A 24210-nucleotide genomic window follows, 5' to 3' on the forward strand; every position below is an offset into this window, starting at 1 on the left:
CGTCACGGGAGCGCGGCGGCCACGACCGTGCGCACCGTGCTGAGCGGCATGGTCGGGCTCGCGGTGCGCCACGACGCGCTGCGGGCCTCGCTGCACGAGGACGAGAAGTGCCGTGACCTCGACCTGGTCGAGCTGACCGACGTCAGGCTGGCGACGGGCCTGCGGATCGGCGAGGCGACCGCGGTCACCTGGGATGCGCTCGATCTGGAGTCCGGGACCGTGGAGGTGCGGGGCACGGTCATCCGCATCAAGGGGTCAGGTGACCACGCATGTGTACCGCGGGACGGTCGCGACGCTGATGGCCGACGCCGGACTCTCGGCCCGCCAGGCCGCGGACCAGCTCGGCCACTCGACGATCTCGATGGCGCAGGACTTCTACTGCGGGCGCACGGTGGCCGCGAGCGGGACGAAGGAGGTCCTGGAGGTCTTCGGAACGACGTCGACCCCCGGAACCCACTAGTGAGGGTTTCCTGGGGGTCGATCTTGAGTCGCTATCCGGGTCACTTCACTGACCTCGGGGAAAGCTCCTCCGATTGGACTCGAACCAATAACCGCCCGATTAACAGTCGGGTGCTCTGCCATTGAGCTACGGAGGACCGTTCACGCCGTTCCAGGTGGTGTTCCCGGCGACGAGAAGAACTCTACAACACCCCGTACAGCCCTCTCGCAACCCCCCGTTCGGCCGCTGTTCCCGCAGGTCGGAGCCCCATCCGGGTGGCGGTCGGACAGCGGCCGCGGTCCGGGTACGGTCGCGGTCGGAGGTGAGGGGAATGGTCAAATTCCTCGTGGGTGTCGCCGTCGGGTACGTCCTCGGCACCAGAGCCGGTCACGAGCGCTACGAACAGCTCGTCCGTGCCTATCACCGGGCGGCGGACCACCCCGCGGTGCAGGGCGCCGCGGGCGTCGCGCGGGCGGGTGTCGAGGGTGCGCTCGACAAGGTGCGCGGCGGCCAGAACACCGGGCACTGAGGGCTCGCCCCGTCCCGTGACCCGTCCCCGGGCCACGGGACGGGCGGGTCAGCGTGTGCGGGCCACCGCGAAGACACGGCGGAACGGGAACCAGGTGCCTCCGTCGGCGCTCGGCGGGTAGGCCGCCCGCAGCCGGGGCGCGAGCTCGCGGACGAACGCGTCGTAGGCGTCGTCGTCGAGGGCGTCGCGGACCGGGCGCAGGGCGGTGCCGGAGATCCAGCGCAGGATCGGGTCGTCGCCGTCGAGCCGCTGCAGGTAGGTCGTCTCCCAGGCGTCGACGTCGGCGCCCGCGGCGGCCAGGATGTCGGCGTAGCCGAGCGGGTCGAGCACGGTCTCGGTGCCGCGCAGCAGGATCCGGTCCCGCCACTGCGGGAGCGTCGCGACCTCGCGGGTCAGCACGTGTGAGGGGGCGTCGAAGTTGCCGGGGACCTGCACCGCGATCCACGCGCCGGGCGCGAGCGAGGCCATCCAGCGGCGCAGCACGTCGGGGTGCTCCGGCACCCACTGCAGCACCGCGTTGGTGACGAGCACCCCGGTGTCGCGGGGCGGGGTCCAGTCGCGCACGTCGACCTGCGTGGCGTCGACGCCGGCGGCGCGGGCCGCGGCGACCATGTCCGGGGAGGAGTCGAACGCCTCGACCGTCGCCGTCGGCCACCGACGGGCGAGCAGCCCGGTCAGGTGGCCGGGGCCGCAGCCGGCGTCGACGACCCGGGTCAGCGCGGGGTCGATCTCGCCCACCCGGGCCAGCAGGTCCAGGAACGGGCGCGAGCGGTGGTCGTCGAAGGCGCGGTAGAGCTCCGGGTCCCAGCTGGTCGTGGTCACGGTTCCTCCGGGAGGCGTGCGGCGATGCCCTCGGCCAGCCTCCGGGCGGCGACCGGATCGGTCCCCGGGTCGGGCCGGACCTGCAGCACCAGCCCGTCGCGGCCGGGGACCCGGCGCTGCAGCACCCAGACCCTCCCCCGGGCAGCTCACGCCGGTTGCGGGTGCGGATGGACTGGGTGACCCGCTCCTGCACGGCCTGCGGCACCTTCCCCGGTTCGACGAGGCGGAACCGCAGCGGGCGCCCGTCGGCGAGCAACTCGGTGCCGGGGGCGATCTGCTCGGCCGAGGTCGGTGTCACGACCAGGCTGGTCTTGTCCCAGGTGGCCTTCGCGATCTCGTGCCAGCCCAGCCGCTCGCCGCCGGGCGGCCAGATCCCCCACGAGGTGACCACGAGCATCCCGTCCGGGGCCTGCGCGGTGGCGACGACGGCCTCGGAGTCGGCGAGGGCGTCGGCGACCGCGTCGGGCACCGGCTCGCGGCCGAGCAGCCGTGCCCAGAAGCCCGTCACGACGCGACCCCGGACGCCTGCTCGCGCAGCTGGATCTTGTACTGCTCCAGCGGGACGAGCACGCCGAACAGGTCCATGTACTCGTCATGGTCGGTCTCGGCATTGGTGCGCTGCAGCTGCGACTTGAGGTCGGCGATCTCGCGCTCGACCAGGCCGAGCCGGACCCCGGCGAGGACGCCGTTGACGTAGCGGACCTCGTCGGTGTTGCGCTTGGGGAGCTCCAGGTTCTCCACGGCCAGCTCGCTGACCAGGCGCTTGACGTCGTCGCCCGCGCCCTCGGCGACGACGGCGTCGAGCCAGTCCGACCCGTCCAGCCCGGCGCACACCCCGCCCGCGGCCATGATCGCCCGGTGCACCGCGGCCAGCTGCGGATGGGTGAACCCGGCCTCGGGCAGCTCGTCGAAGCCGGGTCCGACGACGCCGGGGATCTGCAGGGCCGCCTTGAGCGCCTCGCGCTGCAGGTGCAGCTGGGTGTCGTCGCGCTTCGGGGCGGGCAGCGGGGCGCGGCGCCGGGAGCGGCCCCCCTCGGGCGACACGCCGGCGCTCTCGCGCACCCGTCGCACGACGACGGCGATGTCGTCCCAGCCGACCCAGCCGGCGAGGCGCCGCGCGTACTCGTCGCGCAGGTCCTCCCGCTTGATCTTCGCGACGATCGGTACGCAGCGCTGCAGGGCGGCGACACGGCCCTCGGCGGTGTCCAGCTGGAGCTTGTCCAGCTCGGTGCGGATGACGAACTCGAACAGCGGCTCCCGGCGGGCGACGAGGTCGCGCACCGCGGTGTCGCCGTGCCCGAGGCGCAGGTCGCACGGGTCCTGGTTGTCCGGCGCGACGGCGACGTAGAGCTGCGTGGCGAAGCTCTGGTCACCGTCGAAGGCCTTCTCGGCGGCCTTCTGACCGGCCGCGTCGCCGTCGAAGACGAACACGACCTCACCGCGGTCGAAGGAGTCGTCGCCGATCAGCCTGCGGATGACCGAGACGTGCTCGCTGCCGAACGCCGTGCCACAGGACGCGACCGCCGTGGTCACCCCGGCCAGGTGCATCGCCATGACGTCGGTGTAGCCCTCGACGACGACCACCTGCCGGGTCTTCGCGATCTCCCGTTTGGCCTGGTCGAGGCCGAACAGCACGTGGGTCTTGCGGTAGACCGGCGTCTCGGAGGTGTTGAGGTACTTGGCCTCGATGCCGTCGTCGTCGAACAGCCGGCGCGCGCCGAAGCCGACGACGTCGCCGCCCAGGTCGCGGATCGGCCACAGCAGACGCCGGTGGAACCGGTCGATCGCACCACGCCTGCCCTCCTTGGAGATGCCGGCCTTGATCAGCTCGTCCAGCTGGTAGCCCTGTGCCAGCAGGTGCTTGGTGACGGTGTCCCAGCCCGCCGGGGCGTAGCCGCAGCCGAACTTCTCCGCGGCCGCGGCGTCGAAGCCGCGGTCGGCGAGGAACTGCACGCCCGCGCGGCCCGCGGGGGTGGCGAGCTGCTCGGCGTAGAACGCCTGGGCCTTCTTGTTGATCTCCAGCAGGCGGCTGCGGGTGCCGCGGTCGCGCTGCACCGAGGACCCGCCGCCCTCGTAGGTCAGCCGGACCCCGCACCGCTCGGCGAGCCGCTCGACGGCCTCGGGGAACCCGATGACCTCCATCTTCATGACGAAGTCGATGACGCTGCCGTGCTCGCCGCAGCCGAAGCAGTGGAACGTGCCGTGCGAGGGGCGGACGGTGAACGACGGGGACTTCTCGTCGTGGAACGGGCACAGGCCCTTCAGCGAGCCCGCCCCGGCGCGGCGGAGGGCCACGTACTCCTCGACGATCTCCTCGACCCGCGTGCGGTTGCGGACCTCGGTGATGTCGGCGTCCCGGATCCGTCCTGCCACGCCGGCCAGTCTAGGCGTCCCCGGCCCGGCGCCCCGGTCCGCCCGCTGCCGGTGCGACGGCGTCTCCGTCCGGCTGCCCGGACGGGGCGGCGACGGCGACCACCCGGCGGCCGCGCAGGCCGGGCACCCGGCCCAGCCCGACGAACATGCCGACCAGGGCGATGCCCAGGCCCAGCACCGCCTGCACAGTGAGCGGCTCGTCGAGCACGGGCACGGCGACCAGCGCCGTCGTCGCCGGGACCAGGTTGAGCAGCGACGACACGAACACCGTCGAGCGGCGTCGCAGCAGCACGAACATCAGCACGAAGGCGCCCGCCGAGTTCACGACTCCCAGGAAGGCCACGGCCGCCCAGCCCGACGGCGCGCGGGGCAGCCAGTCCGCACCGAGGAACGGCCAGGCGACCAGGGTCGCGACCAGCGAGGTCGCCATCTGGACCACGACGCTGGTCACCACGGGCGTGCTGTCGTTGAACCGCTTCTGGTAGAGCGTGCCGGCCGCCAGCGACAGCATGCCCAGCACCGGGAAGACGAGGTTGCCGCCGAGACCGGCGCCGAGGTCGTCGGCCAGCACGACGTAGACGCCGGTGGCGCCGATCAGGAGACCCAGCACCGGTCCGACGCCCAGGCGGGTGGCCAGCAGCAACGGGGTCAGCAGTCCGACCAGCAGCGGCGCCATCCCGAGGATGAGACTCGACAGCCCGGCCGGGACGCCGGAGGCGAGCCCGCTGTAGACGAAGGTGAACTGCCCGACCTGCAGCAGCAACGCCGTGACCGCGAGGTGCAGCCAGGACCGGCCGCGCGGCAGGCCCGGTCGCAGCACCGCGACCGCGGCGAGCATCACGACCAGCGCGATCACGAACCGCCAGAACAGGACCGCGGGCACGTCGGTCGACCCGGTCGCGATCTTGCCCGCGATGAAGCCGGACGCCCACAGCGGGACGAAGAGCACGGCCAGCACCGGGACGAGCCAACGCGAGGAGGTCACGCCCTCACTCCATCGCAGTGCTAACGATCGGGGCAAGCCGGGGTGGCGGGAGCCTCACCCCCAGGTCCGGTCAGGCCGCGACGACGGCCGGTGGCTCCAGGTCGGCGAGCGCCGAGGCCAGGTCCGGGTGGTTGCGCATCCCGTGCAGGACCGCGCGGGCGCCCGGCACCATGCGCGGCGCGACGCGTGCGGCGCCGATCAGCCGGACGTCCAGGCCGCGGTTCCGCGCCACGTGGCGCAGGTGGTGCAGCGCCCGCGCCCCGCGCGCGGTGACCCCGGTGCCCAGGTCGACGAGGACGTGCCGCACCGGCACCCACCCGGCGCCGGCGACGGCGAGGTGCGCATCGACCTGACGCAGCAGCGACGCGCCCGCCGCCGCGTCCAGCTCGCCCTCCACTCGGATGCGGAGGACGTCCTCCCGGGGACGGTCGGTGCGGACCCTGCTCTCGTTCATCACGCTCTCCTCCCGGATCGTCGTCTCCCTCATATCTGTAGCGCATGGTGAAAATTTTCGCCATTGAGCAGCTACACTCGGAGTCGACGGACGACCGGCCCGGGTGTCCGGGAGTGCGCCGCGGGCCGCGAGAGAGGACCGACCATGGCACTGGACCGACTCGACGACCCCGACTACCCGACCGTCGCGATGGGCCAGGCCGCGCACCTGCTGGAGGTCGAGCCCGCCTTCCTGCGCAGCCTGGACAGCGCGGGCGTGGTGAATCCGCACCGCTCCGCCGGCGGGCACCGCCGCTACTCGCGCAACCAGCTGGAGCAGGCCGCCCGCCTGCGCACCCTGCTGGACGAGGGACACCCGCTGGGGTCGGCGTCGTGGATCGACCGGCTGCGCGGGGAGCTCGCCGACAGCGAGGACCGCCTCGGCGCCGCGCACCGCGAGATCGAGCGGCTGCGCACGGAGCTCGCGCAGCTGCAGACCGAGCTCGGCGACGCCGCGCCCCCGATCGCTTGACAGCAGAAAATCTCAAGCTATAACTGGAGATATCCGGAGCTCCTCTCCGGAGTACCGATCCGACGAAGGACGACGAGGAGTCAGCCGTGCCCGGTCGCGAACCGGCACGGCTGGAAGGGAGTGGTTCACGATGCTGCTGCGTACCGACCCGTTCCGGGCCCTGGACCGGCTCGCCGCGCAGGCGTTCGAGTCCGGCGGCACCTGGTCGCGCCCCGCGGCGATGCCGATGGACGCCTGGCGTCACGGTGACGAGTTCGTCGTGGAGTTCGACCTGCCCGGCATCGACCCGGACGCCGTCGAACTCTCCGTCGAGCGCAGCACCCTGACGGTGAAGGCGGAACGACGGCCCACCCACACCGGAACCACCGACCAGGTCGAGTGGGTCGCCTCCGAGCGGGCCTACGGCGTGTTCGCCCGTCAGCTGCTCCTGGGCGACAACCTCGACACGTCCGCCATCCACGCGTCGTACGACGCCGGAGTGCTGCGCATCCGCATCCCGGTCGCCGAGGCGGCCAAGCCGCGGACGATCACCGTGGAGTCCGGGCACGATGCCGACCGGCCGAGGATCGGCACCTGACCCCCGTGCCCGGGCCCGGCCGACTGCCGGGCCCGGGCACCGGGCGGCCGCAGCCGTCACCGCGCCCGGGTCCGGGCCACCGCTCTGCGCGGAAGGCGGGCTGCCCTGCCTGTCCCGGCACGCGCCGGGCGGGCAGCCCGTCCTGGGCGTGCCGGGCCGGCCATGGCGTCATCTCGACGAGCGCGAGCACGAGTACCCCGAGCGTTCCCCCGGCCGCCCCGGCCGTGGTGGACGACAGGTCGATGAGCGTGATCACGCCCCCGCGGTCCGCCCCGACCCTGTGAACGGACCGGGAGCCTCCTGGCAAGCTACTTCACCCTGAGTGACGAACACGCGGCGTGTTGGCGCGGTTCCGGCGCGCGCGTTCGCGACCATCTACGGCGTGCGTGTACGAGGTGTGCGGGTCGCCGGGCTTCTGGCGACGATGATGGTCATGGCCGGGTGCGGATCCCCCGGGTCGTTCGTGGACGTGCTGGACGCGGCGCTCGACACCGGCGCCGTCGACGTCGGTGTGGTCGCCCCGGTGACACCCGGGACCGTGGAGGGCGCGGCCGCGGGCAGCGCGTCGACGACGCTGAAGACGCTGGCGGTGAAGGGCCGGGCGCCGAAGACCGGCTACACCCGCGAGCAGTTCGGACGCCGCTGGACCGACATCGACCGCGACGGCTGTGACCAGCGCAACCAGGTCCTCGCCCGGGACATGGACCGCGAGACGTTCAAGGCGGGCACCCACGACTGCGTCGTGCTCACCGGGTCGCTGCGCGACTCCTACACCGGCACCACCATCTCCTTCACCCGCGGTCAGGGCACCAGCGAGAAGGTGCAGATCGACCACGTCGTCGCGCTGTCCGACGCCTGGCAGAAGGGCGCCCAGCAGCTCGACGCGACCACCCGGGAGAAGATCGGGAACGACCCGCTGAACCTGATCGCGGTCGACGGCCCGACCAACGGCCGCAAGGGCGACGGCGACGCCGCGACCTGGCTCCCGCCGGACAACCGCTACCGCTGCGCCTATGTCGCGCGGCAGGTCGCGGTGAAGAAGAAGTACAAGCTGTGGGTGACCAGCGCCGAGCGCGACGCGATCGACAGGGTCCTCGGGACCTGCCCGACCCGCGCCGTGACCAGCGAGGCCGACGCGGCGAAGCCCGCGGTCACCCTGCGCTGACCCCTGCCGACCCGGCCCCGCCGTCCGACCGGGCGGCGGGGCCGGTCGGCGTCCCGGGGCCGGTGTGGTCTCAGGGCCGGCAGAGCGTGCGGTGCCAGGCGTGCGCCTGCGGGTCGGTCAGCGTCGCGACCTGGTCGATCACGACGCGCAGCCGCGCCCGGTCGTCGGGGGCGGCCGTCCAGTCCTCCGCGCGGGCCGGGTCCAGGGCACCGGGCCCCCGGGCGCACAACGCCGCGACGAGGTCGTGCAGCAGATCGCGCTGGCGGGACTGCATCTCCAGCCGCCGCGGGTCGCTCATCACGTAGCGGGTGGCCAGCGCCTTGAGCACCACGACCTCCGCCGCCGCGACGACCGGGACCACCAGGTCGGCGCGGTGCCGGGCCAGCGGTGCGTCGCCGTAGGTGTCCAGGGTCGCGTCGGTGGCGGCCAGCGCGAACCGGCCCACCAGCTCGGAGGTCATCCGCTTCATCGCGACCAGGTCGTCGCCCGCGGCGGTGGCGGCGTCGAACCCGCGGACCGCACGGACCACCGGCAGCGCGTCGAGCCGGGCGGCGGCCTCGGCGCAGGCGCAATCGTCCTCGCCGAAGCGCAGCGACGCCTCCACCGCGAGCGCCGCGCGCTCCGCGGGCGAGGACAGCACGGCCAGGTCCATGCGGCCGGCGTGCACCGCGTCCTCGACGTCGTGTACCGAATAGGCGACGTCGTCGGCCCAGTCCATGACCTGGGCCTCCATGCTCCGCACCCCCGGCCGGGCCCCGGCGCGCAGCCACTCCAGGGCGGGCAGGTCGTCGGTGTAGGCACCGAACTTGCGCTCCGCGCCGCGCCGCGCCCACGGGTACTTGGTGGCGGCGTCCAGCGTCGCCCGGGTCAGGTTGAGCCCACCGGGGACGAGACCGTCGCCGGAGCGTGCCTTCGGCTCCAGGCGGGTCAGGATGCGCAGGGTCTGGGCGTTGCCCTCGAACCCGCCGCACTCCGCACCCGCGACGTCGAGCGCCCGCTCGCCGTTGTGCCCGAACGGCGGGTGGCCGATGTCGTGGGCGAGCCCGGCGGCGTCGACGACGTCCGGGTCGAGCCCCAGCTCCTCGGCGACGCCGCGGCCGATCTGAGCGACCTCCAGCGAATGGGTCAGCCGGGTCCGCGGGATGCCGCTGACCTCGGCGCCCTCCCCCGGCCCGACCACCTGGGTCTTGCCCGCGAGCCGGCGCAGCGCCGCGCAGTGCAGCACCCGGGCCCGGTCCCGGGAGTAGGGGCTGCGCCGCTCGACGCGGCCGCGCTCCCCCAGCCCGGACCCCTTCGGGGCCTCGGGGTGGCGGCGCTCCGCGTCGGCAGCGGTGTAGCCCGGATCGGCCGGGGCGTGCTGGACGCTCATCCCAGACCGCTGCTCGCGGTGTCGACCGAGGCGTGGGTCAGCTCGTAGAACAACAGCGCACCGGTCTCGCGGTAGATGTAGCGGAGCTGCGTCTCACGGGTCTGCACGATCGGGCCGCTGCGGGTCGGGGAGGTGTAGGCCTTCAGCCCGGCGTCGCGGGCCATGGTGCGGGCCCGCAGGCTGTGCCACGGGTCGGACACCAGCAGCGCCGAGGACCAGCCCTGCTGCCGCGCGGTCGCCGCGACCGCCTGCAGGCTGCCGAGCGTGTCCGCGCCCTCGGGCACGGCCTCGACCGCCGAGGACGGCACGCCCTGCTCGATCAGCCAGTCCCGGCTGGCCTCCGCCTCGGTGTAGCGGTCCCCCGTCCGCCCGCCGCCGACGGTGACGATCCGCGGGGCCACGCCGTCGCGCCACAGCTGCTCGGCGTGTTTGAGACGGTTGGCCAGCACCGCGCTGGGCTCGCCGTTGTACTGGGCGGCGCCGAGCACGACGACCGCGTCACTGGGGCGCTGGTCGTCGACCCGGGCGACCTGCCACACCCGCAGCGCGGTCACCCCGACCACCGCGACGAGCATGACCAGCCCGCCGACGAGCAGCCGCGCGCCCCAGGTCATGCCGGTCCGCACCGGGCGCCGCACGGAGCGCCGGTCCGGACCGGGCTCCGGCGGTGCGCCGCCGAGCCCGCGCCGCGACGACGTGCCGGTCATCCGCCGATCCGACCGGCGGAGGAGGCGAGCGCCGACGCCGAGCGCCCGGCGCGCAGCGCGACGACCTGGGCGACGATCGACACCGCGGTCTCGGCCGGGGTGCGGGCACCGAGGTCGAGACCGACCGGCCCGTGGACCGCGGACAGGGCGTCCTCGGTGACCCCGGCGGCGAGCAGCCGCTCGCGGCGCGCGGCCTGGGTGCGCCGCGACCCGAGCGCCCCGAGGAACCCGCGACCGTGGGCGAGGCCGTCGAGCAGGGCCGCGTCGAAGGCCGGGTCGTGGTCGAGCAGCACCAGCACGTCGGCCTCGGTGAAGGCGGCGACGGCGGCGCGCGCGTCGTCGACGGTGGTGACGGTGCGGGCGCTCCAGCCGAGCAGGCCCGCCTGGGCGTGCAGGGCGGCCCCGAGCGCACCCTCGCCGACGACCAGCACCGACGGGACCGGCACCAGCAGGTCGACCAGGACCGCGGTGCCGTCGACGTCGAGCCGCTCGGTGGCCGTGGCCCCCCGGCGCAGCAGGGCGCGGGCCTGCTCGGCCGCCGCGGCGGTGACCCCGCCGAGGTCACCGGTGGGCTCCTCCAGGCCGGGCCCGGTGAGCACGAGGGCCGCGCCGGTGTCCACGACCGACAGCAGCGCGGCGGGCCGACCGGCCTCCAGCGCCTCCCCCAGCGCGGCGGCGGGAGCGGCGGGCAGCGGGTGGGCGAGCAGCGTCGCCCCGCCGGCGCAGGCGAGTCCGGCCGCGACCGCGGAGGACTCCCCGACGTGCGCCTCGCGCACCGTGGCCGTCCCGGACGCCGCCTCGGCGGCGAGCGGGTGCGCGGAGTCGTCGAGGGCGCCGAGGTAGAGCAGGCCGCCGACCTCGCCGTCGGTGGTGCCCGCGACCAGCTGGCCGGACTCGACGGAGCCGAACCCGTGCCGGTCGAGCACCCGGACGACGCCGATCCCCGGGCCGCCGGTCACCGCCCAGCGGCGCAGGGCCGCGCCCAGGTCACGACGGGGGTCGGCCGGTGGCCGTGCCGCGGAGGAGGTCGCCGAGGTGCTCACGGTCGCCAGGGTAGCGACGGGGCCTGACGGTGAGCTGAGAACGGGCTACAGCGCGCCGCTCACGAGGACCGTCCGTCGCGGTGGCCCGATCTCGTCGGCGGCGTCGGACGGTGCCGACCGCACGGTGGCGGCCGCGACCACCACCCAACCAGGACCAGCACCGCGAACAGCACCACCGCCGCCCCGACGACCGGGGGCAGCGCCGTCCGCGCGGCCAGCGCGTTCGTGCCGGGCACCAGGGTGCCGAACGGGACGGTCACCGCCCACCAGGAGGCGCTGAAGGGCATCCCCCGGCGCAGGGCGTGGCCGATCAGCACCGCCGACAGCACCGTCCAGCCGGCCGCGAAGCCCCAGGCGGGCGCGCCGTAGCGCAGTCCCGCACCGATCGCGAGGCCGGCGAACGGCTCGGGCAGCAGCCCCTGTGCCTCCCCCGCGAGCAGGTTCGCCGCCGTCACCGACTGCCCGAAGGGCCCCAGCACGATGACGACGGTCGGGGTGTCGGCCAGGGCGAGCCCGGCCGTGCCGAGCCGGACCAGCACCCGTCGCAGCACGCCCAGCGCCACCAGCGACGCCGCCGCGAGCAGCCACAGCACGGTCCCCACGACGCGCAGGCCCGGCTCCGGCACCGGGAACGAGGTGGTCGCGACCGCGACGAACCCGGTCCCCATCACCGCCCCGGACCAGGGCGGACCGGCCTGTCCCGGGCGGGACGTGATCACGGACGGGGATGACCCGCCCCGGCGTTGCACCGAACACCGGTACCGCCGTTCGGGCCATCACAGGGTGACCACCGCGACGGCTGCGTTCCGGAACCGTACGATTCCGGCACGCGTTGAACGCGTCAGACACCCATCAGACCGCGAGTCAGGAGTCATGGACCCCACCTGCAGTCCGCGCGCCGACCGTCCCCGTGACGGCCGGCGACCCCGCATCGTCCTCGTCCCCGCCCCCGCCGTGCACATCCCGGCCGGGCCCGAGACCCGGGCGGTGACCTCCCGGTGATCGGCACGATCCTCGGCATCCTCCTGGGCATCCTGGTCGTCCTCGTGATCACCGCCCTGACCGGCTACTTCGTGGCCCAGGAGTTCGGCTTCATGGCCGTCGACCGCTCCCGGCTCAAGGCCCGTGCGGCCGAGGGCGACACCGGAGCGTCCCGTGCCCTCGACATCACCCGTCGCACCTCGTTCATGCTGTCGGGCGCCCAGCTCGGCATCACCGTCACCGGTCTGCTGGTCGGTTACGTCGCCGAGCCGCTGATCGGTAACGGCATCGGTGAGCTGCTGGGCCTGGTCGACGTCCCGCTCGGCGTCGGTGTCGCGATCGGCACCGTGATCGCGCTGCTGTTCGCCACCGTCGTCCAGATGGTGTTCGGCGAGCTGTTCCCGAAGAACCTCGCCATCGCACGGCCGGAGCCGGTCGCGCGGTGGCTGGCGCTGTCCACCAAGACCTACCTGGCGCTGTTCGGGTGGCTCATCCGGATCTTCGACGCGGCCTCGAACCTGCTGCTGCGTGCGCTGCGGATCGAGCCGGTGCACGACGTCGAGCACTCGGCCACCCCGCGCGACCTCGAGGCGATCATCGACGACTCGAAGGACTCGGGTGACCTCAACCCGGAGTTCGCGGTGCTGCTGGACCGCGCCGTCGACTTCGGCGACCGCACCGCGCGGGCCGCGATGATCCCGCGGCCGCGGGTGTCGTGGGTCCGCGCCGACGCGACCGTCGAGAGTCTGGTCGGCCAGATGGCCGTCCAGCACTCGCGGTACCCGGTGCTCGGGCCGCCCGCCGAGGCGACGGACACGGAGAACGCGCTGGAGCTGGTGGGCGTGGTCTGCCTGAAGGATGTGCTGGCCCTCGCCGACCGCGACGACCGGCCGTTCGACGAGGTGCTGGTGTCGGACCTGATGCGGGCCCCGGTGCTGGTGCCGTCGTCCCTGCCGCTGCCGCAGGTGCTGGCCCAGCTGCGTGCCGACGACGAGGAGCTGGCGTGCGTGCTCGACGAGTACGGCGGCCTGGCCGGCGTCATCACCGTCGAGGACGTCGCCGAGGAGCTCGTCGGTGAGATCACCGACGAGCACGACCAGGCCGGGACGGATCAGGCACTGCGGTCCGACGACGGCTGGGTCGTGCCGGGTGACCGGCACGTCGACGAGGTCGGCAGGCTGATCGACGCCGAGCTGCCCGAGGGCGACTACCAGACCGTCGGCGGTCTGGTCATGGCCGAGCTGCAGCGGCTGCCGGACGCCGGGGACGCGGTCGTCGTGACGATCCCGGCCGAGAGCCCGGACGACGGGGACCGCGCCCTGCGTCTCGTGGTGCAGGAGGTCGACCGGCGGGTCCCGTCGGCGGTCCGCCTGGAGTGGACCGAACCGGTGACCGCCGGTTCCGAGCAGGACAGCGACGAGCGGGAGGTGCGGGCATGAGTGCCTTCGAGATCGTGGTGTCGATCCTGCTCGTCGCGGCGAGCGCATTCTTCGTGGCCGTCGAGTTCGCGCTCGTCGCAGCCCGGAACTACCGGCTGGAGGAGGCGGCGCTGACCTCGGCGTCGGCACGGGCGGCGTTGCGCAGCGCCAAGGACATCTCGCTGCTCCTGGCTGGGTCCCAGCTGGGCATCACGCTGTGCGTGCTGGGGCTCGGTGCGATCACCAAGCCGGCCGTGGACGACGCGCTGCGCCCGGTCCTGGAGGGCTGGGGCGTCCCCGGCGGGGTCGCGGGGGTGGCGTCGTTCGTCGTCTCGCTGATCGTGGTGACGTTCCTGCACCTGGTCGTCGGGGAGATGGCGCCGAAGTCCTGGGCGATCTCGCACCCGGAGCGCTCGGCGATCATGCTCGCGATCCCGATGCGTGCGTTCATGGTGACCGCCCGCCCGGTGCTGCTGCTGCTCAACGGCGCCGCCAACCGCTGCCTGCGCTGGTGCGGGGTGGAGCCGGTGGACGAGATGGCCTCGGGCCGCAACGCCGACGACCTGCGCCAGCTGGTCGACCACTCGGCGAAGACCGGCACCCTGGACCAGGGGCGCCGTGACCAGCTGGTCACGGCGCTGGAGCTGGAGCGGACCCCGCTGGGCGAGCTCGCCCGCAAGCCGTCCGCGGTGGCCGCGGACGACGACGTCGTGGCGATCCAGGCGACCTGCCGCCGGACCGGTCACCTCCGGCTCGTCGTGCGGGACGGGGACACCCCGATCGGGTACGTGCACGTCCGCGACACGCTGACGCGCGAGCCGGGGACCCGGGCCCGGGACCTGATGCGCCCGGTGCTCACCCTGCCGGCGGACACGCAGTACCACACTGCGGTGAACACGATGCGTGAGCAGCGTGCGCACCTGGCGCTGGTGGAGTCCGACGACCGCCCGGTCGGCATCGTCACCCTCTCCGACCTGGTCGAACGGCTCCTTCCCGAGCCGGTGTAGGAGCGACCCCGGACCGGGTACCCGCGCTGCGCCCGGTCCGGGGCGGTCCTACTCTGGGTCGCCTCCCGATCACCCACGGAGGTTGTGATGACCGCTCCGACGCTGCGCCCCGCCGATCTCGACGACACGGCGCTGGCCAGGCTCAAGCAGCTCGAGGACCGCATCGGCGGCCCGCTCGTGGCCTACCGGCCCGAGTCGCCCTACGCCGCGCTGACCGCCGAGCAGCTGGAGGAGGTGCGCCGCGCCGAGTCCGAGCTGGGCGTGCAGCTGCTGGCCTACCGACGCTGACCGACTCACGACGAACGCCCCTGCCCGGATCCCGGGCGGGGGCGTTCGTGGGTCCGGACCCTGCTCAGCAGCCGAGCAGGCGCGTCGCCAGGTAGGTCTCGACCTGGTCGAGGGCGACCCGCTCCTGCGCCATCGAGTCGCGCTCGCGGATCGTCACCGCCTGGTCGGTGAGGGTGTCGAAGTCGACCGTGATGCAGAACGGGGTGCCGATCTCGTCCTGGCGGCGGTACCGGCGGCCGATGGCGCCGGCGTCGTCGAAGTCGACGTTCCAGTTCTTGCGGAGCTGCGCGGCCAGGTCCTTCGCCTTGGGCGACAGGTCGGCGTTGCGCGACAGCGGCAGCACCGCGGCCTTGACCGGGGCGAGCCTGCGGTCGAGCTTCAGCACGACCCGCTTGTCGACGCCGCCCTTGGCGTTGGGCGCCTCGTCCTCGGTGTAGGCCTCGATGAGGAAGGCCATCATCGACCGGCCGACACCGGCCGCGGGCTCGATCACGTACGGCTTGTACCGGGTGTCGGAGGCCTGGTCGTAGAACGACAGGTCGACGCCCGAGTGGTTCGAGTGCGCCGTGAGGTCGAAGTCGGTGCGGTTCGCGATGCCCTCGAGCTCGCCCCACTCCTGGCCGGTGAAGTTGAACCGGTACTCGATGTCGACGGTGCGCTTCGAGTAGTGGGAGAGCTTCTCCTTGGCGTGCTCGTAGTGCCGCAGGTTCTCCGGGGAGATGCCCAGGTCGGTGTACCAGCGGGTGCGCTCGTCGATCCAGTACTGGTGCAGCTCCTCGTCGCTGCCGGGCTCGACGAAGTACTCCATCTCCATCTGCTCGAACTCGCGCGTGCGGAAGATGAAGTTGCCCGGGGTGATCTCGTTGCGGAAGCTCTTGCCGATCTGGCCGATGCCGAACGGCGGCTTCTTGCGCGAGGTCGTCTGCACGTTCAGGAAGTTTACGAAGATGCCCTGCGCGGTCTCCGGGCGCAGGTAGTGCAGACCCTCCTCGGACTCCACCGGGCCGAGGAAGGTCTTGAGCATCATGTTGAACTCGCGGGGCGCGGTGAACCGGCCGCGGGTGCCGCAGTTCGGGCAGGGGACCTCGGAGAGGTCGTTCTGGTCGGCCTGCTCCGGGTCGCGGCCCTTGCGCTCGGCGAACTCCTCGGCGAGCTGGTCGGCACGGTAGCGCTTGTGGCAGGACTCGCACTCGACCAGCGGGTCGGAGAAGGTGCCGACGTGGCCCGACGCGACCCAGGTCTGGCGCGGCAGGATGACCGAGGAGTCCAGGCCGACGACGTCGTCGCGGCCGGTCACCATGGTCTTCCACCACTGGCGCTTGATGTTGTCCTTCAGCTCGACGCCGAGGGGCCCGTAGTCCCACGCCGACCGGGTACCGCCGTAGATCTCACCGGAGGCGAAGACGAATCCGCGCCGCTTGGTCAGCGCGACGATGGTCTCGATCTTGGCGGAGGTGGGCTTGCTGGCCACTGGCGGTACTCCAGAGAAGGTGGTTCGGAGGTCCCCCGGATACGGGGCGTCCCAGGTTACCGACCCGCCGTGCATCCCCACCCCTTGCCCCATCCCACTTCCGCCGCGGTGGCTCCGACCGGCCGACCTCGCACAGGTTCCTGCGACCTCGCACACCCTGCAGGGGCTGCGAGGTCGCAGAACGGTCTGCGAGGTCGAGCGCTCACGCGGCACGGTCCAGGGCACGGTGCAGGCGGGCGACGGTCGGGGCGAACGACGCCGCGCTGTGCAGGTCGCCCCACACCCGGCGCACCACCGCGACACCCTCGGCCCGGATCGCGTCCTCCCGCATCTTCTCCCGCCACAGGACCGCTTCCAGGTCGCCGCCGGGGTCGAGCCGCCGGCCGTACGTGATGCGCCCGTCGAACTCCCCCGCCACCCGGGCCTGCTCCCACCAGAAATCGACCCGGCCGAGGACCCGTCCCGCCGGATCCCGCAGCTCCTGCTGGGTGGCCGGTGCGGGCAGGCCGCAGGAGTGGAGGAAGACCCTCCTGCGGGTCTCCCCGGGCCGTCCGCGCCGCCGTCGGCCGCGGCGAGCACCCGGCGGGCGGCCGGGGTGCCGGGACGCCGCGCGGACCGGGCCACGGCGGCAGCGAGTCCGTCGGCGGTGACGGCTCCGGCGTGCAGCGCCGCGTCGGTGACCGCGACCGCCACGACGAAGGGCAGAGCGCGGGCCAGGTCGACGACCGTGCGCGGGACCGTCGTCACCGGGACGCCGTCGACGACGGTGATCTCGTCCGCGACGAGCGTCGCCGCGTGGAACCGCGCCGACGGCGCCGTCCGCGCACCGCTGCGCCGGTTCCTGGTCACCTCCACCCGGTCGAGCGGGACCCGCCACAGCCCGATCCCGTGCATCGCGGCCGCCGAGACGTGGCTGGACACCGCGTCCGGGGACAGGGTGCGGACCGCCGCACGCACGGTCTGCCGGTGTCGTTCCACCGGCCCGAGGTCACCGGCTCCGACGTAGGCGCCGCGGCGCAGCCGGACGAGTCGGCCCGAGGCCCGGAGCCTGCGGAGCTCGTCGTCGCCCACGCCCGCCGCGACCAGGTCCCGGCGCAGCACGGGGGCGGGCGAACCGTGCGCCGGCCGCGGGTCGGGGTCCATACCCCCCACCGTCGCCGTGTGCCGGGAGCGGGGGAAGCCCGTCACCCGTCCGGCTGTGGACGGTCCCGGCTCACGACGGGCGTCGAGCGCGCGCTGTGGACAACCCGACCCCGCCGCACCTCGCACACGTTCCTGCGACCTCGCACCGTCTGCATCGGCTGCGAGGTCGCAGGAACGGTGTGCGAGGTCGGGGGTCAGCTCAGCAGGCTGGGGTGGTGGACGGGGGCGGCGCCGGCGGTCACCGTGATCAGGGACTCGTAGGTTGCCTCCGTGGTCGTGTCGGCCTCGGCCAGCAGCGGGTGCACGTGCTCACGGACCGCGAACGGCCCCAGGGCGCGCCGGTAGGCGTCGACGGAGTCGAACCGGACGGTCAGGACCCACTGCCCGGCATCCTCGATCGCCCGGCCCGCCTCACCCCCGCGGCAGCCCGGCCGGGCGGCCAGGAGCTCCAGCGCGCGGGCCGCGCGCGCGGTGAACGCGGCCTCCTCGGAGGGGGACACGCGGAAGCGGCAGACCAGCAGCACGGCGCGACGATAACGAACACGCCTACCATGTGGGGTGCGGCCGGCACGGCACAGCAGCGCCGGGGGGTGTGGCCGCCGCCTCCGGGGAACGGACGGGTCCACCACATGTCTGCCGCAGCCCAGACCACGCACGCACCGGGAGCCGGCCCGGGTGCGGACGACGACCACCACCCCGCGCCCGAGCCCGGCCCGACCCGTGACCCGCGCACCCTGGCCGCCGCGGGCGACCTGCTGCGGGCACTCGCCGCACCGGTCCGGATCGCCATCGTCCTGCAGCTGCTGGAACACTCCCGGTGCGTCCACGACCTGGTGGACGCGCTCGGGGTCACCCAGCCCCTGATCAGCCAGCACCTGCGGGTCCTCAAGGCCGCCGGGGTGGTCGAGGGCGAGCGGAAGGGCCGTGAGGTGCTGTACTCGCTGGTGGACGACCACCTGGCGCACATCGTGGTGGACGCCGTCGCCCACGTCGAGGAGGACACGTGACGGAGACGACCGACCGGACGACCACGGCGACGATGACGCAGCGGTCCACCGCCGGGCCGCGCGGCATCCGCGCCACCCGGCAGCGGGCCGCCGTCACCGCGTTGCTCGACCGTCTGGAGGACTTCCGGTCCGCCCAGGAGATCCACGAGGAGCTGCGGCGCGCCGGTGAGGGCATCGGTCTGACCACGGTCTACCGGACGCTGCAGACCCTCGCCGACGGCGGCGAGGTCGACGTGCTGCGGGTCGCGTCCGGCGAGGCGGTCTACCGGCGCTGCGAGACCGAGCACCACCACCATCATCTGGTGTGCAGCCGGTGCGGCGCCGCCGTCGAGATCGAGGGCCCCGCGGTGGAGTCCTGGACCGAGTCGGTCGCGCAGAAGCACGGCTTCACCGAGGTGTCGCACACCCTGGAGATCTTCGGCCTCTGCGGCCGCTGCTCGGCGGGGTGACTCCCGGGGCTCAGTCCCCGCAGCCGGGGACGGCCTGCAGCTCCCGGTCCCGGGCGAACGGGTCGGCCGGGCGCGGGTCCGGGGTGGGCGCCCACCGACCGTCGACGAGGGCGTAGGTCCAGGCCGGACCGCGCCGCGCCAGGTCGGTCAGCGCGTCGACCAGCCGGTCGACGTCGGAGGAGCCGGTGCGCAGGCCCAGCGAGGCGCGCACCGCGTCGCGGCCGCCGGTGAGCCGCTCCAGCAGCGGGTGCGCGCAGAACCGCCCGTCGCGGACGCCGATGCCGTACTCGGCGGACAGCGCCGCCGCGACGAGGCCGGCGGGCAGCTCGCCGAGGGTGAACGAGACGGTCGCGGTGCGGTCGGCGTCGGGCCCGTCGTCGAAGCAGGACAGGATCCGCAGGCCGCGGACGGTCGCCAGACCCGCGCGCAGCCGGGCGGCGAGCTCGCGCTCGTGGGTGGGCACGGCGTCGTCGATCAGGTCCTCGAGGGTGCGGCAGGCCGCGCCCAGCGCGGCGGCGCCGAGCACGTTCGGGGTGCCGCCCTCGTGGCGTTGCGGCGCGGGCAGCCACTCGGTGACGGTGCCGCCCGGGCCGTCGACGGCGTCGTCGGCCGTGACGCCGACCGACCGGACCGCTCCCCCGCCCGCGACGTGCGGCTCGGCGGCGTCGAGCCAGTCCCGGCGGCCGACGAGGACCCCGGCACCGAAGGGCGCGTAGAGCTTGTGCCCGGACAGCGCGACGTAGTCCGCGCCCCACCCGGCCAGGTCGATGCGCCGGTGCGGGGCGAGCTGCGCTGCGTCGACGCACAGCCGGGCGCCCGCGGCGTGCGCGATCCGGGCGATCTCGGCGACCGGGAGGAGCTCGCCGGTCACGTTGGACGCACCGGTGACCGCGACCAGCGCGGCGTCGGGACGGGCGGCGAGCTCGGCCCGCAGCGCGTCGAGGGTCGCGGCGATGCTGTGGCCGGCCCGCACGACCCGGTGCTCGGCGCCACCGGAACCGCCCCGCCAGGCCAGCAGCGTCGCGTGGTGTTCCAGGTCGAGGGTCACCACCGGGCCGGGCACGGCGCGCGCGAGCAGGCCGAGCGCGTCGGTGGTGTTGCGGGTGAACACCACGATGTCGTCGGCGCGGGCCCGGACGAACCGGGCGACGTCGGCGCGGGCGTTCTCCACCAGGGCAGTGCAGACCTTCGAGGTCCAGCCGGCGCCGCGGTGCACGCTGCCGTGGTAGGGCAGCACCTGCGCAACGTGCGCGGCGACGCTCTCCAATGCCGGCGCCGACGCGGCGGAGTCGAGGTCGCAGTAGCGGGCCCACCTGCCGTCGACGAGCGGGACGGTGAGGTCCGCGCCGACGACACGGGGCAGCGCGTGCTGGACGGGACGCGACAGGGCGAGGGTCATGATCGGGCCTCCGGCCGATCTCGGGGACCCGGCGTGGCGCACGGATCCGCGCTTGCCGACTGCGGGTGTCGCGTCGGCCCGGTCATCACCCGGGGCACCCCACCGCGGAGGAGGGTTGCCGTCCAGCGAGCCGGGGCTTCGCGCTGGCACTCGTGACCTTCGCGGCCGAAGCTAGCAGACCGTCTCAGAAGGAGACACCGTGACCGTCGCCACCCCGGATAGCGTCTGAACGATGACCGACACGCAACCCGCCCCAGGCACGGTACGGCGGATCGACGTCCCGGAGTCCGGCGAGCTTGCCCAGCTGGCGGCGGTGTTCGACGACCTGCAGTACGTGCTGCAGTGCTGCGAGCACCTGGTGACCGCGCTCGGCGGTCCGGAGTCCGGTCCGGTCCGGGTGGCCGCCGACCCGGCCCTGGTCGAGGCACTGTGGACCGGCGCGGTGATCGGCTACGTGCGCTGCTTCTCCGGCCGCACCAAGACCCTCACGAAGGACGACCTGTCCACCCTGGAGCTCGAGGGTGACGTCACCGGGTTCCACGACATGATGTCGACGCTGCGCGACCACTACGCGTCGCGGCACGTCAACCCGCGTGAGTCCTACGAGATCGGCGTCGCCCAGTCCAACGACGGCGACCCGCGCGGTGTCGCGGTCGTCTCCACCCCGCGCCCCCAGGTCGACGAGACCACGGTGCGGCTGCTCGGCCGGGTCGCCTACAGCCTGTCCGGCCTGGTGGACGCGCGGATGACCAAGGCCCAGAACGACGTGCTGGGCGTGGCGCACGCGATGACCGCGGGCCAGCTGGCGGCGCTGCCGATCGTGCACCTCAGCGACTCCGGGGACGCCGCCGGGGAGACCACGGACACCGACGGCTGACGGGTGCGGCCGTCCGTGCATGGACGGCCGCACACCGGCTACCCGGTCACCGAACGTCCACGACGAGAGGTGACCCATGACAGCCCGTACGACGACCGCCGACGCCGTCCGCAGCGCCCTGCACGGTCTGGAGTTCCCCGCTTCCAAGGACGACCTGGCGTGGACCGCCGAGCGCAACGGCGCCGACGCCGCGACGGTCGAGGCCCTGCGGGCGGTCCCGGCCGAGGAGTACTACACCTCGATCGGTGCCGTGGTCTCCGCCACCGACCTGCGCGAGGACGACCCGGCCGCGCAGACCGCGGGCGACACCGACGGGGAGACCCGCGAGGAGACCGAGCAGCTGCGCCGGCAGCGACGCACCGGACACAACGCCTCGGGCCTGTCGGAGTCCGGCACGGACGCCGACCCGGTCAACCCGATCGCCGAGGAGCTCGGGACCAACCGCAAGAAGTGACCGGGCCACGGCCGGGGGTGCGCCCCCGGCCGGCCGGTCTCAGCTCTCGACCAGCTCCGCGCGCATGCTCGACGCCGAGGACACGACCAGCATCAGCAGGGTGCCCATCGGCCCCTCATCCAGCCCGGCCGCGGGGAAGGCGTAGCGCAGGGTCACGTCCCAGCCGCGCTCGCCGCGCACCGCCCGGGGCGTGCCGAACAGGCCCTCCCCCACCCCGAGGCCGACCCGGCGCGGCACGTCGTGCTCCGGGTCGTCGGACTCCGGCAGGTCCCACGCGACGACGCAGGTCAGGTTGAGGACGGGCAGGCCCTCCTCCAGCTCGGTGCCCTGCACCACGCACAGCACGCCGCCGTGGGCGAAGGTCAGCGCGCCGTCGTCGTCGGTGGTGACGTCGTGGAACCGCTCCAGCGCCCTCCTGGCGGTGGTGAGCATCCCGGAGATCACATCGGTGGTCACGGTGTCACTCCATCGTTCGGGACGGCGGCGGCCGTGTCGATGCTCGCGCCCGCTCCGCGACGCTCGGAAGCTCCCCCGAAACGCCGGTCCCGGCGCGCGTAGATCTCGATCGCCTGCCAGATGTGGCGCCGGTCGAAGTCCGGGAACAGCGTGTCCAGGAAGACCATCTCGGCGTAGGCGCTCTGCCAGAGCAGGAAGTTCGACGTCCGCTGCTCCCCCGAGGAGCGCACGAACAGGTCGACGTCGGGCATGTCCGGCTCGTCGAGGTACCGGGCCAGCATCCGCTCGTCGATCTTGTCGGGGTTGATCCGGCCCTCCGCGGCGAGGCGGGCGAGATGCCGCACGGAGTCGACGATCTCGGCGCGGCCGCCGTAGTTGACGCACATGGTCAGGTTCAGCACGTCGTTGCCACGGGTGCGCTCCTCGGCGATCTCCAGCTCCTTGATCACCGACCGCCACAGCCGCGGGCGCCGGCCCGCCCAGCGGACCCGGACCCCCATCGCGTCCATCTCGTCGACGCGGCGGCGGATCACGTCGCGGTTGAAGCCCATCAGGAACCGGACCTCATCGGGGCTGCGCCGCCAGTTCTCGGTGGAGAACGCGTACGCCGACAGCCAGCGCACGCCCAGGTCGATGCATCCGCGGGCGACGTCCATCAGCGAGGCCTCGCCCCGCTTGTGGCCCTCCGTGCGGGGCAGGCCGCGGGCGTTGGCCCAGCGGCCGTTGCCGTCCATCACGAGGGCGACGTGGCGCGGCACCAGCTCCGGCGGGATCACCGGGGGCCGGGCACCGGACGGGTGCGGTGCGGGAGGCTGGAACGGCACGTCGCCGACCCTACGTCGGGGACGGCGGACGGGTTCAGTCGCGGTGGTCGGGCTGCGGCCAGGCCGGCACGGCCGGGTCCTCCAGCCGCTCGATGGTCTCGCGCAGCCGGCGCATCCCGCGGTGCCCGCGGATCCGGTCGGCCTCCGTCATCGGCTCGGACTCGTCGGGCCGGATCACCGGCAACATCGGGATCGCCGGCCACGCGCCGTCCTCGGTGCGGGCCCGGACCTGACGCATCGCGCGGGTCGGCCCGTCCTGCGGGGACTCCGGCATCGCCTCGGTGCGGACCGGGAACTGCTGGGTCGGCGCCACCGGGATGCGCTGCGTGGCGGCCGGGAGACGGTGGGTACGACCGGTGTGGTCGTCGTCCGGCGGCGGGGTGTGGGGTCGGTTCACGACTGCCTCTCCGACGGGGCTGGGGTCCCCTCGATCACAGGAGCGTAACGAGACCGCGGAACCGGTTGCCCATCGAAAGCGATGATCACCCGGTGGAGTCGGCGGAAGTCCCGTGCGACGCGACCGGCGGCACCACGACGGGCGGCGCGTCGGTACGTCAACCGCTCGACGAAGCGGACGGGCCGCTCACGGCACCCCACGCCGGGACACACGTCCGACCGGACTAGCCGGGGAGAGCGTCCGGGGGTGTCGCTTCTCCGCCGTCCGGCGGTTCCGGGGCGGGCCCCGGCACCCCGGATGCGACGACGGCGGCGGGCCGGACCCGGGCGCGGCGGTCGACCAGGGGCAGCGAGCGCAACTGCCGCTCCAGATGCCACTGCAGGTGCGCCGCGACCAGGCCGCTGGCCTCACGCCGGGTCGGGGTGCCCGAGGCGTCCGCGGTGTCCCAGTCGCCGTGCAGCAGCGCGGACAGCAGGGCCACCGTCTCGGTCGACGGGGTCACCGAGCCCGGCGGGCGGCAGCGCGGGCACACCATGCCGCCCCCGGCGACGGTGAACGACCGGTGCGGGCCGGGGGTCGCGCAGCGCGCGCACTCCGACAGCGACGGCGCCCACCCCGCGTGGCTCATCGCCCGCAGCAGGAACGCGTCGAGCACCAGGGCCGGTTCACGGGCGCCGTCGGCCAGCGCCCGGGTGGCGCCGAGCAGCAGCAGGTACACCCGCAGGCTCGGCTCGCCCTCCTCGGACACCAGCCGGTCCGCGGTCTCCAGGATCGCGCAGCCGCAGGAGTACGCCGACCAGTCCGCGACGATCGCCGGGGCGAACGCGTCGACGGTCTGGGCCTGGGTGACCACGTCCAGCGTGCGCCCGGTGTAGCACTGGACATCGACGTGGTTGAACGGCTCCAGCCGCGCGCCCCACCGCGACCGGGTGCGGCGCACGCCCTTGGCGACCACCCGGATCTTGCCGTGCCGGCGGGTCAGCATCGTGATGATCCGGTCCGCCTCGCCCAGCTTCTGCACCCGGAGCACGATCCCGGTGTCGCGGTAGAGCTGGGCCACGCACCC

Annotated in this window: 30 protein-coding genes, 1 tRNA gene, 1 pseudogene and 1 riboswitch; of the genes and pseudogenes, 13 read left to right on the top strand and 19 right to left on the bottom strand. The window is 73.9% G+C overall.

What is annotated here, in order from left to right:
* The first annotated feature begins 259 nt into the window (after positions 1-259).
* The gene (locus tag DMP15_RS21095) at positions 260-460 is read left to right on the top strand and encodes a site-specific integrase (protein ID WP_179760548.1); all 201 of its coding nucleotides are present in this window, start codon (positions 260-262) and stop codon (positions 458-460) included.
* Between the two features lie 64 nt (positions 461-524).
* Here DMP15_RS21095 and DMP15_RS21100 read toward each other — a convergent pair.
* A tRNA-Asn gene (locus DMP15_RS21100) sits at positions 525-596 on the bottom strand.
* 174 nt (positions 597-770) lie between these two features.
* Here DMP15_RS21100 and DMP15_RS21105 point away from each other — a divergent pair.
* A complete protein-coding gene (locus DMP15_RS21105) occupies positions 771-968 on the top strand; it encodes a hypothetical protein (protein ID WP_073577971.1) in 198 nt (65 codons plus the stop codon).
* A 48-nt stretch (positions 969-1016) separates the two neighbouring features.
* On the opposite strand, the gene DMP15_RS21110 is transcribed toward DMP15_RS21105, so the two are convergent.
* From DMP15_RS21110 to DMP15_RS21130, 5 genes are all read right to left on the bottom strand, one after another.
* Positions 1017-1790 carry a trans-aconitate 2-methyltransferase gene (locus tag DMP15_RS21110; RefSeq protein ID WP_337826349.1) on the bottom strand — a complete coding sequence of 258 codons (774 nt, stop codon included), beginning with the start codon at positions 1788-1790 and terminating at the stop codon, positions 1017-1019.
* The gene (locus DMP15_RS21115) at positions 1787-1915 is read right to left on the bottom strand and encodes a hypothetical protein (protein ID WP_337826350.1); all 129 of its coding nucleotides are present in this window, start codon (positions 1913-1915) and stop codon (positions 1787-1789) included. The genes DMP15_RS21110 and DMP15_RS21115 overlap by 4 nt, the downstream gene beginning before the upstream one ends.
* A 379-nt stretch (positions 1916-2294) precedes the next feature.
* Positions 2295-4163, bottom strand: coding sequence for a DNA primase (gene dnaG / locus DMP15_RS21120; RefSeq protein WP_073577974.1), 1869 nt, complete (start codon positions 4161-4163; stop codon positions 2295-2297).
* A gap of 10 nt (positions 4164-4173) precedes the next feature.
* Positions 4174-5148 (bottom strand): DMT family transporter, encoded by a 975-nt coding sequence (locus tag DMP15_RS21125; RefSeq protein WP_337826351.1) that lies wholly within the window; start codon positions 5146-5148, stop codon positions 4174-4176.
* A gap of 70 nt (positions 5149-5218) precedes the next feature.
* On the bottom strand, positions 5219-5602 hold the full coding sequence (locus DMP15_RS21130) for a hypothetical protein (RefSeq protein ID WP_337826352.1): 384 nt from the start codon (positions 5600-5602) through the stop codon (positions 5219-5221).
* Between the two features lie 144 nt (positions 5603-5746).
* On the opposite strand from DMP15_RS21130, the gene DMP15_RS21135 reads away from it, so the two are divergent.
* The 3 genes from DMP15_RS21135 to DMP15_RS21145 all read left to right on the top strand — a co-directional run bounded on the left by DMP15_RS21135 (position 5747) and on the right by DMP15_RS21145 (position 7854).
* Positions 5747-6112 (top strand): helix-turn-helix domain-containing protein, encoded by a 366-nt coding sequence (locus DMP15_RS21135; RefSeq protein WP_073577977.1) that lies wholly within the window; start codon positions 5747-5749, stop codon positions 6110-6112.
* Between the two features lie 130 nt (positions 6113-6242).
* The gene (locus DMP15_RS21140) at positions 6243-6689 is read left to right on the top strand and encodes an Hsp20/alpha crystallin family protein (protein WP_073577978.1); all 447 of its coding nucleotides are present in this window, start codon (positions 6243-6245) and stop codon (positions 6687-6689) included.
* A gap of 382 nt (positions 6690-7071) precedes the next feature.
* A complete protein-coding gene (locus DMP15_RS21145; protein ID WP_337826353.1) occupies positions 7072-7854 on the top strand; it encodes an HNH endonuclease family protein in 783 nt (260 codons plus the stop codon).
* 70 nt (positions 7855-7924) lie between these two features.
* Here the strand turns inward: DMP15_RS21145 and DMP15_RS21150 are convergent, their stop codons facing one another.
* The 4 genes from DMP15_RS21150 to DMP15_RS21165 form a co-directional block, all read right to left on the bottom strand.
* The gene (locus tag DMP15_RS21150) at positions 7925-9223 is read right to left on the bottom strand and encodes a deoxyguanosinetriphosphate triphosphohydrolase (protein WP_337826354.1); all 1299 of its coding nucleotides are present in this window, start codon (positions 9221-9223) and stop codon (positions 7925-7927) included.
* The gene (locus tag DMP15_RS21155) at positions 9220-9837 is read right to left on the bottom strand and encodes a YdcF family protein (RefSeq protein ID WP_062404469.1); all 618 of its coding nucleotides are present in this window, start codon (positions 9835-9837) and stop codon (positions 9220-9222) included. Before DMP15_RS21155 ends, DMP15_RS21150 begins: the two co-directional genes overlap by 4 nt.
* An 89-nt stretch (positions 9838-9926) precedes the next feature.
* On the bottom strand, positions 9927-10973 hold the full coding sequence (locus DMP15_RS21160) for an XdhC family protein (protein WP_301549183.1): 1047 nt from the start codon (positions 10971-10973) through the stop codon (positions 9927-9929).
* Positions 10974-11032: 59 nt separating this feature from the next.
* Positions 11033-11692 (bottom strand): hypothetical protein, encoded by a 660-nt coding sequence (locus DMP15_RS21165; RefSeq protein ID WP_139283003.1) that lies wholly within the window; start codon positions 11690-11692, stop codon positions 11033-11035.
* A 279-nt stretch (positions 11693-11971) separates the two neighbouring features.
* On the opposite strand from DMP15_RS21165, the gene DMP15_RS21170 reads away from it, so the two are divergent.
* From DMP15_RS21170 to DMP15_RS21180, 3 genes are all read left to right on the top strand, one after another.
* Positions 11972-13393: a hemolysin family protein gene (locus DMP15_RS21170; RefSeq protein WP_073577981.1), complete on the top strand. Its 1422-nt coding sequence runs from the start codon at positions 11972-11974 to the stop codon at positions 13391-13393.
* Complete coding sequence (locus DMP15_RS21175; RefSeq protein ID WP_073577982.1) at positions 13390-14379, top strand: CNNM domain-containing protein; 990 nt, start codon at positions 13390-13392, stop codon at positions 14377-14379. The genes DMP15_RS21170 and DMP15_RS21175 overlap by 4 nt, the downstream gene beginning before the upstream one ends.
* Before the next feature lie 87 nt (positions 14380-14466).
* Positions 14467-14667, top strand: coding sequence for a hypothetical protein (locus DMP15_RS21180; protein ID WP_073577983.1), 201 nt, complete (start codon positions 14467-14469; stop codon positions 14665-14667).
* 64 nt (positions 14668-14731) lie between these two features.
* Here DMP15_RS21180 and DMP15_RS21185 read toward each other — a convergent pair whose 3' ends face one another.
* Together DMP15_RS21185 and DMP15_RS21190 are read right to left on the bottom strand one after the other, a co-directional pair.
* A complete protein-coding gene (locus tag DMP15_RS21185; protein WP_073577984.1) occupies positions 14732-16138 on the bottom strand; it encodes a glycine--tRNA ligase in 1407 nt (468 codons plus the stop codon).
* Positions 16139-16340: 202 nt separating this feature from the next.
* Complete coding sequence (locus DMP15_RS21190) at positions 16341-16556, bottom strand: hypothetical protein (RefSeq protein ID WP_083659053.1); 216 nt, start codon at positions 16554-16556, stop codon at positions 16341-16343.
* 309 nt (positions 16557-16865) lie between these two features.
* Here DMP15_RS21190 and DMP15_RS21195 point away from each other — a divergent pair, with 309 nt between their 5' ends.
* Complete coding sequence (locus DMP15_RS21195) at positions 16866-17144, top strand: hypothetical protein (protein ID WP_083659054.1); 279 nt, start codon at positions 16866-16868, stop codon at positions 17142-17144.
* Between the two features lie 38 nt (positions 17145-17182).
* Here DMP15_RS21195 and DMP15_RS30365 read toward each other — a convergent pair.
* Positions 17183-17281 (bottom strand): annotated as a pseudogene (locus tag DMP15_RS30365) (hypothetical protein); the annotation flags it as partial.
* A gap of 194 nt (positions 17282-17475) precedes the next feature.
* Positions 17476-17805: an antibiotic biosynthesis monooxygenase gene (locus DMP15_RS21200; RefSeq protein ID WP_073577985.1), complete on the bottom strand. Its 330-nt coding sequence runs from the start codon at positions 17803-17805 to the stop codon at positions 17476-17478.
* Positions 17806-17910: 105 nt separating this feature from the next.
* Between DMP15_RS21200 and DMP15_RS21205 the strand changes: the two genes are divergently transcribed.
* Entirely contained in the window at positions 17911-18288 is a 378-nt protein-coding gene (locus DMP15_RS21205; RefSeq protein ID WP_020624590.1) for an ArsR/SmtB family transcription factor, read from the top strand.
* Between the two features lie 32 nt (positions 18289-18320).
* Positions 18321-18737, top strand: coding sequence for a Fur family transcriptional regulator (locus tag DMP15_RS21210; RefSeq protein ID WP_073578237.1), 417 nt, complete (start codon positions 18321-18323; stop codon positions 18735-18737).
* A gap of 10 nt (positions 18738-18747) precedes the next feature.
* On the opposite strand, the gene DMP15_RS21215 is transcribed toward DMP15_RS21210, so the two are convergent.
* Entirely contained in the window at positions 18748-20136 is a 1389-nt protein-coding gene (locus DMP15_RS21215; protein ID WP_073577986.1) for an aminotransferase class V-fold PLP-dependent enzyme, read from the bottom strand.
* 43 nt (positions 20137-20179) lie between these two features.
* A riboswitch (SAM riboswitch) is annotated at positions 20180-20294 on the bottom strand.
* 74 nt (positions 20295-20368) lie between these two features.
* Here DMP15_RS21215 and DMP15_RS21220 point away from each other — a divergent pair.
* Positions 20369-21013: a hypothetical protein gene (locus DMP15_RS21220; RefSeq protein ID WP_161151752.1), complete on the top strand. Its 645-nt coding sequence runs from the start codon at positions 20369-20371 to the stop codon at positions 21011-21013.
* Positions 21014-21089: 76 nt separating this feature from the next.
* Complete coding sequence (locus DMP15_RS21225; protein ID WP_083659055.1) at positions 21090-21467, top strand: DUF2795 domain-containing protein; 378 nt, start codon at positions 21090-21092, stop codon at positions 21465-21467.
* Between the two features lie 39 nt (positions 21468-21506).
* Here DMP15_RS21225 and DMP15_RS21230 read toward each other — a convergent pair whose 3' ends face one another.
* From DMP15_RS21230 to recO, 4 genes are all read right to left on the bottom strand, one after another.
* Complete coding sequence (locus tag DMP15_RS21230; protein ID WP_073578239.1) at positions 21507-21899, bottom strand: hypothetical protein; 393 nt, start codon at positions 21897-21899, stop codon at positions 21507-21509.
* A gap of 20 nt (positions 21900-21919) precedes the next feature.
* Entirely contained in the window at positions 21920-22747 is an 828-nt protein-coding gene (locus DMP15_RS21235; RefSeq protein ID WP_073577988.1) for an isoprenyl transferase, read from the bottom strand.
* 34 nt (positions 22748-22781) lie between these two features.
* Complete coding sequence (locus tag DMP15_RS21240) at positions 22782-23144, bottom strand: hypothetical protein (RefSeq protein WP_337826355.1); 363 nt, start codon at positions 23142-23144, stop codon at positions 22782-22784.
* Between the two features lie 223 nt (positions 23145-23367).
* Complete coding sequence (gene recO / locus DMP15_RS21245; RefSeq protein ID WP_073577990.1) at positions 23368-24204, bottom strand: DNA repair protein RecO; 837 nt, start codon at positions 24202-24204, stop codon at positions 23368-23370.
* Positions 24205-24210: the final 6 nt, after the last annotated feature.

Source organism: Pseudonocardia sp. UM4_GMWB1 (assembly GCF_017312155.1).
Classification (GTDB): Bacteria; Actinomycetota; Actinomycetes; order Mycobacteriales; family Pseudonocardiaceae; genus Pseudonocardia; species Pseudonocardia alni.

Bases quoted from the DNA above. Each gene is read 5' to 3' on its own strand.
- DMP15_RS21220 (WP_161151752.1), top strand. From the start codon at position 20,369: ATGACCGACACGCAACCCGCCCCAGGCACGGTACGGCGGATCGACGTC.
- DMP15_RS21225 (WP_083659055.1), top strand. From the start codon at position 21,090: ATGACAGCCCGTACGACGACCGCCGACGCCGTCCGCAGCGCCCTGCAC.
- DMP15_RS21175 (WP_073577982.1), top strand. From the start codon at position 13,390: ATGAGTGCCTTCGAGATCGTGGTGTCGATCCTGCTCGTCGCGGCGAGC.
- DMP15_RS21135 (WP_073577977.1), top strand. From the start codon at position 5,747: ATGGCACTGGACCGACTCGACGACCCCGACTACCCGACCGTCGCGATG.
- DMP15_RS21130 (WP_337826352.1), bottom strand. From the start codon at position 5,602: ATGAACGAGAGCAGGGTCCGCACCGACCGTCCCCGGGAGGACGTCCTC.
- DMP15_RS21210 (WP_073578237.1), top strand. From the start codon at position 18,321: ATGACGCAGCGGTCCACCGCCGGGCCGCGCGGCATCCGCGCCACCCGG.
- DMP15_RS21140 (WP_073577978.1), top strand. From the start codon at position 6,243: ATGCTGCTGCGTACCGACCCGTTCCGGGCCCTGGACCGGCTCGCCGCG.
- DMP15_RS21155 (WP_062404469.1), bottom strand. From the start codon at position 9,837: ATGACCTGGGGCGCGCGGCTGCTCGTCGGCGGGCTGGTCATGCTCGTC.
- DMP15_RS21105 (WP_073577971.1), top strand. From the start codon at position 771: ATGGTCAAATTCCTCGTGGGTGTCGCCGTCGGGTACGTCCTCGGCACC.
- DMP15_RS21230 (WP_073578239.1), bottom strand. From the start codon at position 21,899: ATGCTCACCACCGCCAGGAGGGCGCTGGAGCGGTTCCACGACGTCACC.
- DMP15_RS21180 (WP_073577983.1), top strand. From the start codon at position 14,467: ATGACCGCTCCGACGCTGCGCCCCGCCGATCTCGACGACACGGCGCTG.
- DMP15_RS21215 (WP_073577986.1), bottom strand. From the start codon at position 20,136: ATGACCCTCGCCCTGTCGCGTCCCGTCCAGCACGCGCTGCCCCGTGTC.
- DMP15_RS21205 (WP_020624590.1), top strand. From the start codon at position 17,911: ATGTCTGCCGCAGCCCAGACCACGCACGCACCGGGAGCCGGCCCGGGT.
- DMP15_RS21150 (WP_337826354.1), bottom strand. From the start codon at position 9,223: ATGAGCGTCCAGCACGCCCCGGCCGATCCGGGCTACACCGCTGCCGAC.